Source organism: Burkholderia singularis (assembly GCF_001718875.1).
In the GTDB taxonomy this organism is placed as follows: domain Bacteria; phylum Pseudomonadota; class Gammaproteobacteria; order Burkholderiales; family Burkholderiaceae; genus Burkholderia; species Burkholderia singularis.
The window spans coordinates 747,568-761,675 of record NZ_CP013448.1; the positions used below are offsets into that span (position 1 = coordinate 747,568).

A 14,108-nucleotide genomic window follows, 5' to 3' on the forward strand; every position below is an offset into this window, starting at 1 on the left:
TCATAGTCCCAGCAGACGACTCAGGCGCTGGAACAGCATCGGCCAGGCGTCGGTGTCGGCAGGGAAACGGATAAAGGTATAGCCGCGGTCTTCCCAGGCAGCCTGCAAGTCGCGCGGGGTATCGGGCAGGGCGATGGCGGCGTAATGGTCGGGCCAGTGCAACAAGGTCAGACCTTCGATATCCACGCTTGCCGGGGGCTGACCATCCGGCAGGTGCGTAGCCGCGGCCTGTCGCCACTGGCCTGCGCAGCCTGACGTGGCTTCCGGTTCGGGAGGCAGTAAAGGTTCGGCCTCTTGCTGCTGGGCCATGGATTCGACCTGTGCCAGGCGCCAGAGAATGTGAACCGCTTCTGCGTCGCGGCGATCGATCAGTTCGTGATCGGGCTGGTTGTAATAGGACAACAGGCAACGGTAGCACCCCGCGACGCAGCGAGTGTCCGGCTGTTCCTGGCGGCTCTCGAACGTCGGCCATTGGCCACCGTCGACCGGTACGTCGTAGTGCATGATGCGCAACGCGTAGCGCGCCGTCTGTTGCAGCGCCAATGGATCGTTGACCAGCCGGGTAAGCACGCCTGCGCCGCCTTCGGTCGCTTCATAGAACAGCACGCCATTGCGGTGGCGGAGATCGGGCAAGGCCTCGGCCAGCAACTCAGCCTCTTCGAGCTGGAAGGCTGCTTCAATGCCACGCTTAAGCGCATGCTGCAGGGTGACGAAGGTCTGTTCATCCCAGGCACCGCAAGGTTGCAGCAGCAGGGCGTTCTTGTGATCCTGGACATAGGGAACAACGCGTTGCGGCGGTAGGCGATCCCCTTCGTTGGCGGTGTTGGCCGAACGACGCTCCTCTCCTTCCCACCACCCCGTCCGGGAGTTGATGAAGAAGCCGAAATCATTCGGTTGCCGACGCTGGCGCAATCCCTTGTTGATGCGGGTAATGGTGGCACCGGCACCGTAGCGCAGGGTACATATCTCGCCTTCGTTGTCTCTGGCCAACACGGTGCGCACGTCGATGCGGCGATTGCGGATCGCCCAGCGGAAGGTGGTCTGCAGCTCGAAGGCCTGGCGCTGGCGCTCCTCGTCGTTGGCGGTGATGCGCTCGGTGGGCTCAGTATCGACGTTGTCGATGCGATACAGGCTGTTGATCTTCAGCGCATCCAACAGCGATTGGTCGCAGGCGTGGCAGTCGTTCCAATGGGACTCGAAGTGCGCGGCGCCGCAGTTCGAGCAGATGCGTACCGACTGGGTGCTAAGCGTGCCACCGGCACTGCCGGGATCATCAGATGACAAGGCAATGCGAGCGCGAACCACCCTGTAGGCGCGGCCTTCGTGATACACCAGGCTGCGCGGTCCGAACTCGGAAAGCGCCAGAAAGCGCGGGCGCTGCAGGAAGGTATTGCCACCCCGCACATCGGCACGACCGGGCACGTAGGCCATCAGCGGCAGCCGCGGGAAGTTGTAGCCTGGGAGGAAGCCCTCGGTGGCCAAATAGCGGTAGGTGTAAAAGTCGCTGGAGAAGGAGTCGCGGCCGTGCAGGAGCAACTCGATCTGATCGGAGGCCTGCCGCCAACGGCGCTTGGCATCGTCGCGCTCGCGCTTATCGGTGATGGCGTAGTTGTTCAAGGTTTCGTTGGCCAGGCGCTTTTGCCGCTCCGCCGACGTGAATAGATCCCGCCAGCGATTGAACGCACGATGGAAGGCCTCCGGTGCCAATGCAATGGCCGCCTGGGCATAGGCCTGGCAATCGGTGAACCACGGAGCGCGCTCGGGCGTCAGGTGTTCCTCCACCATGTGCAGCACGTTGATGGCTTGCCGGGTCGCTTCGGCCGTCACCCCCTCCTGACCCAAGGCTTCGACGATGTGCGCTCGCACGGGCAGTTGCGGTACGCCGGGATCGACGATGTTGGAAATCGAGCTGTCGAGCTCCTTGCGGCTGGCGGCCAGCCAGACAGCCTGTAGATGGCTCTGGATCAGATCCTGGTTGGCCAGATCCAGCAGCGGCGCCTTGACCACGCCATGCACCATGGCGGTGGGGTCACGGAAGAAATACTGGTCATGCGGACTGCGTGCGGCGCAGTAGGTCACCACCAGCGCCGCCTGACCACTGCGACCGGCACGGCCGGCGCGCTGTACATAGTTGGCGGGCGTGGGTGGCACGTTCCGCAGGTACACGGCATTCAGCGCCGAGATATCCACACCCAGTTCCATAGTCGGTGAGCAGAACATCAGGGGCAGGAAGCGCGTGGGCTCGCCCTGCTTGTGGGCGATATCGTGCAGTTCGCCGTCGGTCAATGCTTCCCGCTCGCTGTTGCCGAAGCGAAAGCGGCTTTCGCGCAGCGCACGCAGTTCACCATCGACCTGAGCGGTGTGTTCGCGTGCCTCCAGCCCGAACAGGAAACGATCCCGTTGCCCAAGCATCGCGGCGATGGCTTGGTATTGCTGTTTGAAGAACGCGTTCGGCCGGGTGGCGGATGCATCGCCCAAATGGAATCGCACCCGGCCGGCATTGAGCCGAAAGCCCGGTACGTTGAACAGAGTGTGTTCATCCCTGCGAATGAATCCGCCCTCTTGTGCAGCGCGGATCATGGCGTTCAGCAAGGTCTGATAGTCGGCACGTCGCAGGTTGGCCGCCGCCGGCTGCTCCCATATGGTCGAGCTACGCAGGCTCTTGCCCAGTGCCGTCTGCAGTCCGCCGCGCAGCACCAGTTCTTCATCCTTGCCGCGCAATGCATTCGCATTGGGAGGCTGAAGGAACAGCCAGCGCCAACCGAGCAGGCGCTCTTCCCGGCCAATGCCCCATGGGTTGCGCAGCAAGCGCAAGGCTTCGTCCTTACGCTGCTGCAACAGGTTGGGGTCGAGGGCGGCGGCATCCACTGCCAGCCCTTTGCGCATGTAGTCGAAGAGGCAGCGGAAAGCCTTTTCACGCGCCAGTGGCGTCGCGTTTCGCAGCAGGTCAGGCGCTTTGTCGAAACGCACCGCCTCATTGCAGAATACCTGCAAGCCGGAGTAGTCCGCTTCCAGCAACCCCAGTTCTTCCAGGTTCGGATTGGTGTAGCGCCAACCACGACGCTGATCGAACCAGGCGCGGTACGCGAGCACGAAGCGCAAGGCTTCCTCCGCATCCGCCAGATTCTGACCGACTGATTGCGGTTCCTGCATCCACTCCCCCCGGTGGCTTTCTTCCGGGGGGGCCGTCGTGCTCAGCGGCTGATCGAACCCCAAGGCCGCTCGCACTGCCGCACCCAGTCCACTGTCGCCCAAACCCGCCGCTCCAGCTTGTACCAGCGCCCGATAGATGGCGCCGCGCAACAGACTGACGAAGGTGAAATCATTGAAATGGCCCGCCTGGAGTGCTGCATCCTGGCGGTTGTCGGTGAAGCCGAGCAGTTTTCGCTTGTCCGAGCCAATGGATGGCTGGCCGTGCATCCAGCGCAGAGCACTGGTGGTCAGCAGCGTCGTCGCCGAGCTTCGACCTTCCGCAGACAGTGCCGAAAGACGATTGCTGTCCTTGCCCTGGGCGCCATGCACCGTGCGGCAACGCAAGCAGTAACGGAACTTGCCGGGCAAGAACCAGGCCTCCTGGCCTCGCCCGACTCTGCCATTGGCTTGAATCGAGAGTTGTTCTGCCTCCAGGCGCTGATGGGTGCGCTTGAACCTCACCTCACCATGTCGCGTGATCTCGATCCAGGACTCCGGATAGTCCTCTACCTTGCCGGTAAATTCGATGGGATCGTTGGCGTTCAGGGGCAGCAGGAAGCCCAGCCGTTCGCCAATGGCATCCTCTTCGACTTCGGAGGCGTCCGTGTCGTCGTCCCGCATTTTTGGCATGTCATCGATGTCGCGGGCTAGCACCTCCCAACCGGCATCGTCCCGACGCATCCTGACCGGGTGGTACTCCTGCCCACAATTCCGGCAGAAGTGCGTGGAGTACAACCGTTTTTGCTCATCTCCGGGCAAGAACTGCTGTCCCTCCAACTCAACGGGGCGTGTCCCCGGGGCATCGAGGGTCGTGAACACGACGCCAGCACCGCTGATGAACTGGTGAAGACGAAAGGCGAAGAAGGCTCTTTCGCTGCCGTGCCCGTCGGGACGACGACTCTTTTCGGGTTGGGCTGCCAGCAGCAGCATGGCGCGCAGCGTGGCACCCGCAATCACTTCATCCCTACCCGACTCTTCGGCTAAGCGCTCGGTGGCCTTGGCAAAGGTCAGGGGATTGGCACGAACCCATTTCCCCCCCTGTTCGCGCGTGATGCCAAGACGTGTTTCCACCCAGATAGCTAAAGGATGTTTCCGCAACGCAACATCATCGGCATGCGCTGGAACGCCCGCGTCGATGGCCGCGCCCAGTTGCGATCTCACAGAGTCGGCAGTCTCGGATGGTTCTGTCGCCCGTTCCAGATCTTCGGTGACGACATTGAAGGGCGATATCTGGGTTGCGAACAACGTGGAGGCAACGGAGGCGACTTTGGAGTTGCGATCTTCCTGACTGCCGCCCGAAGCCATCGTGGCGGACGTGCCGATGCATTGCAGGTGCTCCGGGGCCAGCCGTTGTCGAACGCGCCTTACCAACATGGCCACGTCGGCACCTTGCCGTCCGCGATAGGTATGCAATTCATCCAACACCAGAAACTGCAGGCCGGCGCAATTGGCGATCACCCGGCTGTCAGTCTCGTTCTGCCGGGTCATGAGCATTTCTAGCATCATGAAATTGGTCAGCAGAATGTCCGGCGGGTTATCCCGGATCCGATCCCGCTCCTCCTTGCTTTCCTGGCCGGTATAGCGCGCGAAGGTTACCGGCCCATCGTTGCCTACGAACTTGATCAGCTCTTCGCGTTGACTGTTGGCCAGAGCGTTCATTGGGTAGATCACGATAGCGCGCGTTCTGGGCATGCTGTCGTGGGCCTTGGCGCGCAGCACCGCATCTACGATCGGGATGAAGAAGCACAACGACTTGCCCGAGCCGGTTCCTGTGGTCACTACGTAACTCTCGCCTCGGGCGGAGAACGCGATCGCCTGTTCTTGGTGGGTGTAGAGGTCAATGGGAAACAGGGCGGCCGTTGCTGCCAACAATTCGTTCGTGGCGGCAAGCTGTTGTGTCGAACGCCCCTGGCGATAGCGCGGATTGATCTGTATCAGCGGCTCCGGCCAGTAACGACCGCCGTCATAGGCCGCATGAACGCCCGAGCGGATATCTTCCGCCCGAATGGAAGTGAAAGAACTTGCGAACTGGCTATAGTCCTCGATCAACTGGCTTCTGAGTGAGAAAACATCCATCGTCTCGTCCTCTATTGATCTTCGTTGATCGTGCTATCAGGGCCGGCTGCCGTAATGCGCTTCCATTTCGCCCCCCGTCCCTTGCCCGTTGATTCGATCAACCCTTCCGATTTCATCGCCCGCAGCACCAGTCGTACCATGTCCCGGCTCACGCCTGGGCAAGCTTCTTCAATTTCGGAAATCGAGAACGGCAGACTGCGACCCAGGACTTCCGCCCGCACCCGGTCGCCTTTACTGCCGCGGCCACGCTCGATGGTGCCGACACGTTCCTCGAACTCACGGTAAGCCCGCAGCAAGGCACCCCAGAAGTAATCAAGCCAGGGCTTGACGTCGTGCTGCGCCTGATGCCAGCCCTGCGAGCTGGCTTCCAGCGTCTCGTAATAGCCTTCCTTGGTGTCCTCGAAGATGCGTTCCAGACTGATGTAGCGACCCACTGCGTAATCGAAGTGGTAGAGCAGCAGCAAGGTCAACAAGCGGGACATGCGACCGTTACCGTCCGGGAAAGGGTGGATGCACAAGAAGTCGAGCATCGCCAGCGGCACCAGCACCAACGGATCGGCCAGGTGCTGGTCCAGCGCGGTGGCGTAATGCCGGGTCAGATCGGCCATTGCCATCGGTGTCAGGTGCGCAGCGACTGGTTGGAAGCGCAGACGCGAAGTGCCGTCTGGGTGACGCTCGATGATGTCGTTGTTGGTAGCCTTCCAGCGCCCGCCCGCCTGCGGCATATAGCGGTACAGCAGGGTGTGCAGTTGCAGCACTACGCCCTCGCTGAAGGACATGTGCGCGGCAGACTCGTGGATCAGCGCCAGGGCATCACGGTAGCCGGCGATCTCCTGTTCGGAACGGCTCTTTGGCGTTGCGTTGCGGATGACCAGAGACTTCAACCGCGAGGGCGCTACGACAACACCTTCCAGCCGGTTGGATGACTCCGTAGACTCCACCACCGCGATCTGGCGTAGCCCCTTGAGGGCTTCTGGCGACTGCGCAGCGTAGAGTTGCTGCTTGCCCCGGTACTCGCCCAGTGTGCGCAACGTGGCAGCCTGGGTGCCATCGAAGCGAAGCGCGGCAAGGTACTCGGGGGTGAGCGAGTGCATTGAAATGTAAGCCCGGGCTATCTAAATTGGGTAATCATAGCCATTAAATGGGGCATTGTCTCTAAAAATACCTCATTAACGGTGTTTGACTACCCCATTTCCTGAACACAAGACCGGCCGTGAGGGGCCGGCATGGCTAACCAGAGAGGGAAATGGGCGACACGAATCCCCAAAGGGGTAATAAATGAAGAATTGCCCCATTTACTCCACTGTTTACCCTATTCCTAGGCCCAACCTAGGGAAAAGGCAAACGGCAAGGGAACGGCCTTCAAGGGACAACAGCCCTATCCAGAAAAGGAAAAGGCTGCCCCTGTCCATTCGTTTACAACACTTGGCCAATCCGTCCCTATGCCGTGCCGCTGCCCTCCACCGCACTCAGATAGTCCGCCCAGTCCTGCAACAGCGTCCTTTGTCAACAGCAACTTAGAAGTGACCCACTTGGGCCGTTGTGCAGCACATTAGATTTGACCCACCTGGGTCACCAAGTTGATGCCCAGCATGTTGCGTGACCCTGGGTCAGCGCCAGTTGCTGGCCATCGGTTTCGCCTGACCCAGGTTCAAACGATGTTGCTGATCATCACTTAGGCGTGCATCTCCAGTTGCTGTTCAGCACTTTCGGATGCACGGGATCGGATCACGCCGGCTTTTCGCTTGTCCTTCAGTCGGTAGCTTTCGCCTTTGATCTGTAGAACATGGCTGTGATGTAGGAGGCGGTCGAGCAACGCGGCCGTGAGCGTCTGATCTCCGGCGAATGTCTGGTCCCATTGCCCGAACGGCAAGTTGCTCGTTACGATCACGGAACCCTTTTCATACCGCTTGGCGATTACCTGGAAGAACAGATTGGCATCGTCCCGGCCGAGCGGCAGATAGCCGACCTCATCAATGATCAACAGCCGTGGGTTCATGATGTTGCGCTTCAGGAAGTCGGCCAATCGATCCTGCCGGGAAGCGGCGGCCAAGGCAATGACGAGATCCGCCGCAGAGATGAAGCGCGTCTTGATCCCCATCTGCGTTGCGATGTAACCGAGTGCGATCGCCAGATGCGTTTTGCCAAGGCCGCTCGGCCCGAGCAACACGATGTTCTCGGCGCGCTCGACGAAGGCCATCGACGACAGCTCCAGCACCGATTTCTTGGTAACGCCGTGAGCAAACGTAAAGTCGAACTCCTCCAGCGTCTTCAGTACAGGGAAGCCGGCCGTGCGCAGCAACATGGATTTGGTCCGCGTGTGCTTCGCGTCCATCGCAGACTTCAACAGCGCCTCGAAGAAGTCGGCAAACGTGAGTTGGTTCGCCGCCGCGCGAGTTGCCAACATGCTGTACTGCTCGCCCATCGTGTCGATGCGCAGTTGTCGACAGGCTTCGAGGATACGTTCGTGCTGGATGTCCATCAACGCGCCTCCGTCAGCAGGGCTTGATAGACTGACAGCTGATGCTGCAGCGGCGTATCATCGAACCGCGACGGCGGTGGCATCGTCGGCATGGAAGCTGACGGCAGGTTCGCGCGCCACGGCTCCGGCAACTGCTGCAGCTTCGGTTGCTCGAGCAGGAGCCGCTCGAGCGGCGACTCGCCAGTCGTGCCGTGGATGCGCACATTGGCGACATCTCTCAGCCAGCGTACGACCTCGGCGTTCGCCGTGGTCGCGTCAAGCGAGAGGCGATCCTGAGCGAGCCGGCTTGCCAGCGGATTGTAGAAGCTGCGGCGCAGGTACCCGTTAAAGCGCTCCACCTTCCCCTTGGTCTTGGCTCGGTAGGGCTTGCACAGGCGCGGCACGAAGCCGTGGTGCTTCGCAAAGTCGAGGAAGGCCGGTTGATAGCGATGCAGTCCGGGACCATAGGCGTCTCGGCCAATCACCACCGTCTTGACGTTGTCGTACAGAACCTCGCGAGGAACCCCACCGAAGAAGTCGAACGCGCGCTCATGGCAGCCCAGCAGCGTCGGCAATCGTTCGTCGGTCACGAACTCGACGTAACTCGCCCGACTGTAACCAAGCGTCGCGACAAATGCCGATAGCGGCAGCTTGCCACGTCGAAACACAATCCAGTCGACCTGCATCTGCTGCCCCGGATCGGTTTCGAAACGCACCAGTGGCTCCGGCGCCTTGATCGACTTCAGCGACCGCAGATAGGCCCGCAGCCGCGTCAGGCCTCCGTCATAACCCATCGCGCGAATCTCGATCAGCAGTGCGGTCGCCGGCAGCCAGGCCGGATGCGCTGCGCGAACCCGGTCATGCAGATAGGCTTTGAACGGATCGAGCTTCTGCGTGCGCCCCGATCGCGGCGCACGATCCTGCTCAGCACAACTGCGTAAGTATTTGCGCACGGTGTTCCTCGACAGCCCCAGTTCCCGCGAGATCTCCCGGATTCCTAATCCTTGGCGGGCCAACACACGTATTTCCACGATTACCTCCCTCGTAAGCACCGGCCCTCCAAAAAGGGCCCATCCTACCCGGGTGGGTCAAATCCAATGTGCTGCCGCTGGGTCATTTTCAACGTGCTGCTGACACCTTCTCTGATCCAGCAGCAGCGCCTTGTTGTACGTCGCCCGCACCTTGTTGCTTTCCACGTGGGCAAGCTGCCGCTCAATCGCATCAGGCCGGTATCCGTTCTCGTTGGCCCAGGTTGAAAAGGTCGTCCGCCAGCAATGCGGCGTCGTACCCCGGCCCAGGTTCATATCGCGCATCGCGTAGGTGAGCCGATTGGGCGTGGTGAAGCCTTTTCCGCTCCTGTGCGGGAACAGATAGCGTCCGCCACTCGTGATGTGTTGCAAATCTTTCAGCACCGCTATGGCCTGCGCGGATAGCGGGCTGACATGATCACGTCGCGCTTTCATCTTCGCAGTAGGCCGGCGCCACAGTGCATCCTCAAAGTCGAACTCGCCCCACTCGGCATCCGCCGCTTCCCCTGGACGGCAGGCGGTCAGCGCAATCAACCGCAGACACAATGAAGTTTCCGGATAGCCACGGTAGCCGCGCAACTCCTGATAGGACTTCTGGATTTGCTCCCGCGTCATCGCCGCCTTGCTCTCGCTGAACGGCACGCGCAGCAGCCCGCGAAGACTGGGAATTGGACTGGCCTCTACCAGGCCACGCACCACTGCGAAGTCAAAGATCGCCGCCAGATCGCCTTTGACGTGAATGGCCGCCCACGCGCCGTGGCCCTTGCACTCCTCCAGCAGCGGACGAATCTGTTTGACGTCAATGTCGCTCATCGGCATTCCGTCGAACTTCGGCGAGAGGTACTTCCTGATACAGGACTCTTTCGTGCGGTAGGAACTGAGCGCAAAGACAGGCTTGATCTCGGCCAGATACGCCTGCGCCACCTTGGCAAACAAGCTTTCACAAGCGCGCTTGCGTTCCTCCAGCGCTTCGAGGTTGCGCTGCTTGACCTGCTGCCGTTCATGGGCTGGATGGATACCTTGCTTTACCAAGGCGCGCGCCTTCTCGCGGGCCGCGCGCGCCTCCGCAAGGCTTACTTGAGGAAAGCCGCCAATAGCAAAGAGGTTCTCCTTGCCTTGCAGACGGTACTTCCACCGCCAGAGCTTGCCGCCGGTGGGCTTGACTAGCAGGAACAGGCCCCCGCCGTCTGAAAGTTTCCAATCTCGATCAGTCGGTTTGGCCGACCTGACCTTGGTGTCAGTGAGTAGATTCTCGGGCATTGTTGGACTCCACTGCGGGGAAAAGTACCCCCACGGTTGAACACGAGTACCCCCAACGCTACCCCCGAATTTTCTGGACCTCGATGAACAATAGGAACGCTCAGCAGACCGTATTGTTTACGCAACCCATTGATTTCAAATGAGCTAATCCGTCCACCAAGCGCTACTGAGCGCCACCGAGATCCAGCAGAAATCGTCAGACGTTAAACGGAAAGTTCTCCGAAAATCTCCCTACGTGGCATCACAGTCTTATCGGGTGATGATACGGTTTTGTATACGGTTTTTTTGCCGCGTACGTGCCGTATGCGGGCCGGGCTGGCCCAGTGGTGGGCAGTGCCGCCAGTGGCCCCCGTAGCCGCGTGGCGGCCCCTGTGCCATTTAGGCGGGCCGGGGTGGCCCGGTGGTAGTTGCAGTCGTCCGCCGGGGGCGTGCGAGTTCGGGCTGCGGTGTTCCTTGGATAGTCAGCTGATAGTTAGTCCATCGCGTCAAGCATCGGAGCCGCCTGCATTGAAGCGCGCGGCTTTGCGCTGAAATTGTTTCAGCCTCAACTCGATGTAGTCTGCGAGAAATTCATACGTTTCTTGAGTCGGTTCTCCGCTGAAGCTTATGGTGACGTCCAGTCCGTTAGGGTCGATGACTTTTTCGCTTCGGAACGATTCGCTCGACGTGGCAGTCGGTGCGTGGTGCGAAACTGGCATCACTAATGTTGGACTAACGGTTGGCCGAGATACATGGGGCGATTCGTCGTGCATTTGCTGTGACGATGGGATATTTGCTGCAGTTATCCCGGGCATGGTCTGGTATGTCGGAGCCGTCGGGGCTGTCGTCGGCATCATCATCGGCATGCTTACGTGTGACTCTTCATCGTCACTGTAAGGAGGCTGGCTTTGTGAGCGGCCGATATACGCATGATTTTGCTTGAGAATTTTCGCGGCACGCACGGCGGTGTCCTCATGGAACCCTCGCTCAAGCACTAGGAAGTGAATCAATGTGTGGTCTGAAGGCAGGTCATCAGGCCACCTCTTGAATACTTCGCTGGCAATCGACGGGGCAAGCGCCGCCTCGCGAAGGAGTTGTTCTCGGTCCGGCGAGTCTGGACGAGTGTCCAACAAGATTCTAAGAGCTGAGTCAGACAGGCGAACAAGCCTTCCATGTGGACTCGCTTCATCGACAAGCAAGCCGTAACTCTTCAGCGCGCCCACAGTCTGCTTGAAACCGCTACTGGATTCACTGTAGCCCCAGTGCTTTGCCGCAGCCACCTGCGGGGCACTGCTCCGTCGCTCATGTTGATAAAACACCTGCGCACGCTGCAGAGCAGTATCTAGCGTAATGAAAGGGAAGTTGGGGCTTCGCTCTTTCATCCGTCGAGATTCGGTATTGTCGCTCACGGTACTCTCCTAGGTTCCACCGAACTATACGACGGGCTGGTCAGGAACACAAGATACAGAAAGTTCTCTTAGTCTGAGATAAAGAGATTGACTCGGGAGATTTTTCTACGCTACAGTGAGCGCGTAGTGGAGCGTTGTGTCTTGGAGCTGATGTGGGGCACAAGAAAAAGCCCAGACCAAGCCTTTGGCGAGGCGTCGGTCTGGGCTCATACCACTACATCCCTGTGTTGGCGCACAGGGCGTACGGCAAGGTGATAAGGACACACCGGATGCCGCACAGCTACGTTGGTGCGAACATTCTACCAAAAGTGGAATGGTGCTGTGGCGACACTTGTCCTGGCTTCCGCTATGGGAGGGATCGGATATGACTCCGTCCAGCACCATTAAGGATGTCTTTGTTGTGGCCTACACGAGGATTCGGCTCGGCCGGATCGAATGTGTTTGCCAGCATTGGCGTTCCTCGCCTAGTCGCTAACCACGCCTAGGCAATCGCGGCACCTTCTGGTGCCGCGATTTTTCGCGGCGCCAGCCAACTGCCGATGATTTGTCATACAAGACGCGTGAGGCATTCCAGTCGCTCGCGATGGCGCGATGTCGTGACGATTCGACTGCAAGGTCACCGATCGCTGTTCAGCGTGTTCATATATTGGACGCACGCTATATGTCCTTTGGCTACGATGGCTTGCGCATGCGGGCTTGGCTTGTCTCCTTGTAAATCCGCAGGGGTTAGTTTGGTGCCCGTGAACGCCGTGTTCAGCATCAGCACATGCAGTTGCTCCAACTCAGCTGGTTGCTGCTTCGCGGTTACGTAGTCATCAATTTGGACGAGCAATTGGTCGCGGGACATACCTGCTGCCCGTTTGCCGATAAATTGGCCGAGTAGATTCATCTCTTGTTCGCAGAGGCTGTTGATCGCGTGACGCGCAAGTTGAGATCGGAACTCTGCTGCGGTTTGAGCGGCGGCTAAATTGGCGCTGAGAGTCACTGCCGCGGTGACGAATGCGATAAGCGTCTTCATTTTTTGCTCCGTTAACTAAGAACTTGCCTCGTAAAAATCGGGGCGGAGTGAGTTAGCTGTAAAAACTACGAAAAACGTAGTATGCCAGACGTGTTGGCGCAACGATATTCGTAGCCTTGGTGTCTACGGGCTACGGGATGTCCAGCAAGGAAACGTCGGTTTTCGGTGCGCGCCTCAAAGAGGCTCGGCTGAGAGTGGGGATGTCACAGAAGCAACTCGGGATTGCCGCCGGGTTGGATCCTTTCGTTGCCAGTACCCGAATCAACCGATATGAACTAGGGATTCACAAAGTTGACTATCAGTTCGCGAAGCGGTTGGCTGCTGTTCTCAGCGTTTCCGTTGCATATCTCTATGCGGATAACTCGGAACTGGCCGAGTTGATCGATCTGTATGGGCGCCTGCCTAGCGAGCACAAGGAAAATCTGCTTACGCTCGCTAGGGAGCTTTCGTCGCGGTAACTGGCCGCAGCTAGCTCGTGTGATTGGAGCTAGCTTGCCGTCGTTTGCGTCTACGCCGGGGCGCCATGTCTGCCTCGATCAACCAGCGGGGAGTTTTTGCTATCGCATCTGGTTTCGATAGCAACTCTGCAAGCGAGATCGCTGGTCCGGGGAGGTTTGGACAATCCAAGTCAATCCCGCGTCCCTTGAAATATGCCTTGTGACGCGCGCGTGTTCGTGCGCAGTAGATCAATCTCCAATCAACTCCGAGCTTATGTAATGCCATTGCGGGACGCCTACGCTCGTCAATGCCCTCGAAGTCCGCGGCAGACAGAGGGCCAAACGTGACGTCGTGCAGCGGGAGCCGAGCAAAATATTTGCGGAATACCTCGCGAGACGTATCCAACTGCCAGTCTCGGGCGAGGGGCAGCCCAAGCTTGTGAAGTTCAGCGCGTCGCAACCTGACTTCGATTCGGAGAATTCCTTCGCATTCCTTAGATAGGTTGCGAAACAAATCGCCAGCATGGTCGCCTGAACTTTTCAGCGACAGTTGGTCCCCTTTGTCATAGACAGCGATCTGATATTGCTTGCCACTCTTGGGGCGATATGCGGCATAGCGGCGGTGCGTGCTGCACTGTCGACGCTTGGCAACCAGGATGTGCTTGAGTACGGTCAGTGCCTCGTCGACCCGTTGACTCGAGTCGAGCCGAAAATTCACTGCAAGATCGACGCGATGCAACTCGATGTTTCCTTCGCTCCATGCGGCGATTTTATCGGATGCTGCGTCGATGTTCAGTTCGCGGACAAGGCGCCGGACGGTAGATGTGCAAGCCAGTTTGACGCTGCCGCTCGACCAGACATTCTGTCCATATTGATTTGCAAATGGAGAGCCTTCAACGAACAACTCGTGGTCATGTGGAGACCTTGATTTCACGCGATAGTGCAGGGCGTGGCGTCCGTATTTTCCCGCCACGGACTTCCGATTGGTAATCTGTTGCTGAGCACCTCCCGGCGTTGAAACAAGGACTTTCGTCACTTCATCTACGTCCATCTGTACTCCCGTTACTGAGAAGCACACTGTATCCACGTTGACTTGGAACTTCTCAGGGAGTATTTGATCTGCATTGCTACTCATATCTCTCACCATTGTGTATGGGTCATATTGGCTATACAGGGTATGTATTACAGAGCTTGCGGACGCCAATGCTTGCCGTAGAGGCCGGTGGCGTGCACGACAATGTGTCAGGT

At 59.2% G+C, this 14,108-nt stretch carries 9 protein-coding genes; 1 reads left to right on the forward strand and 8 read right to left on the reverse strand.

The window, feature by feature from the left end; genetic code table 11:
- The 7 genes from AQ611_RS03440 to AQ611_RS03470 form a co-directional block, all read right to left on the reverse strand.
- Complete coding sequence (locus tag AQ611_RS03440; protein ID WP_069233717.1) at positions 1-5,268, reverse strand: DEAD/DEAH box helicase; 5,268 nt, start codon at positions 5,266-5,268, stop codon at positions 1-3.
- Between the two features lie 11 nt (positions 5,269-5,279).
- The gene (locus AQ611_RS03445) at positions 5,280-6,362 is read right to left on the reverse strand and encodes a Fic family protein (RefSeq protein WP_069233718.1); all 1,083 of its coding nucleotides are present in this window, start codon (positions 6,360-6,362) and stop codon (positions 5,280-5,282) included.
- 581 nt (positions 6,363-6,943) lie between these two features.
- A complete protein-coding gene (gene istB / locus AQ611_RS03450; RefSeq protein ID WP_059515728.1) occupies positions 6,944-7,750 on the reverse strand; it encodes an IS21-like element ISRme20 family helper ATPase IstB in 807 nt (268 codons plus the stop codon).
- Positions 7,750-8,781 (reverse strand): IS21-like element ISRme20 family transposase, encoded by a 1,032-nt coding sequence (istA, locus tag AQ611_RS03455; RefSeq protein WP_069233719.1) that lies wholly within the window; start codon positions 8,779-8,781, stop codon positions 7,750-7,752. The genes istB and istA overlap by 1 nt, the downstream gene beginning before the upstream one ends.
- A 36-nt stretch (positions 8,782-8,817) precedes the next feature.
- Entirely contained in the window at positions 8,818-10,017 is a 1,200-nt protein-coding gene (locus AQ611_RS03460; RefSeq protein ID WP_069233720.1) for a tyrosine-type recombinase/integrase, read from the reverse strand.
- Positions 10,018-10,502: 485 nt separating this feature from the next.
- On the reverse strand, positions 10,503-11,405 hold the full coding sequence (locus AQ611_RS03465) for a hypothetical protein (protein WP_146011826.1): 903 nt from the start codon (positions 11,403-11,405) through the stop codon (positions 10,503-10,505).
- A gap of 616 nt (positions 11,406-12,021) precedes the next feature.
- Positions 12,022-12,423: a hypothetical protein gene (locus tag AQ611_RS03470; protein ID WP_069233722.1), complete on the reverse strand. Its 402-nt coding sequence runs from the start codon at positions 12,421-12,423 to the stop codon at positions 12,022-12,024.
- 137 nt (positions 12,424-12,560) lie between these two features.
- Here AQ611_RS03470 and AQ611_RS03475 point away from each other — a divergent pair, with 137 nt between their 5' ends.
- On the forward strand, positions 12,561-12,881 hold the full coding sequence (locus AQ611_RS03475) for a helix-turn-helix domain-containing protein (RefSeq protein WP_069233723.1): 321 nt from the start codon (positions 12,561-12,563) through the stop codon (positions 12,879-12,881).
- Positions 12,882-12,891: 10 nt separating this feature from the next.
- On the opposite strand, the gene AQ611_RS24380 is transcribed toward AQ611_RS03475, so the two are convergent.
- Positions 12,892-13,995: a phage/plasmid replication domain-containing protein gene (locus AQ611_RS24380; protein WP_180978175.1), complete on the reverse strand. Its 1,104-nt coding sequence runs from the start codon at positions 13,993-13,995 to the stop codon at positions 12,892-12,894.
- Between the last annotated feature and the right edge of the window lie 113 nt (positions 13,996-14,108).

What these genes read in the sequence shown, in the direction of transcription:
- AQ611_RS03440 (WP_069233717.1), bottom strand. Translation starts at nt 5,268, where the DNA reads ATGGATGTTTTCTCACTCAGAAGCCAGTTGATCGAGGACTATAGCCAG.
- AQ611_RS03445 (WP_069233718.1), bottom strand. Translation starts at nt 6,362, where the DNA reads ATGCACTCGCTCACCCCCGAGTACCTTGCCGCGCTTCGCTTCGATGGC.
- istB (WP_059515728.1), bottom strand. Translation starts at nt 7,750, where the DNA reads ATGGACATCCAGCACGAACGTATCCTCGAAGCCTGTCGACAACTGCGC.
- AQ611_RS03460 (WP_069233720.1), bottom strand. Translation starts at nt 10,017, where the DNA reads ATGCCCGAGAATCTACTCACTGACACCAAGGTCAGGTCGGCCAAACCG.
- AQ611_RS03470 (WP_069233722.1), bottom strand. Translation starts at nt 12,423, where the DNA reads ATGAAGACGCTTATCGCATTCGTCACCGCGGCAGTGACTCTCAGCGCC.
- AQ611_RS03475 (WP_069233723.1), top strand. Translation starts at nt 12,561, where the DNA reads ATGTCCAGCAAGGAAACGTCGGTTTTCGGTGCGCGCCTCAAAGAGGCT.
- AQ611_RS24380 (WP_180978175.1), bottom strand. Translation starts at nt 13,995, where the DNA reads ATGAGTAGCAATGCAGATCAAATACTCCCTGAGAAGTTCCAAGTCAAC.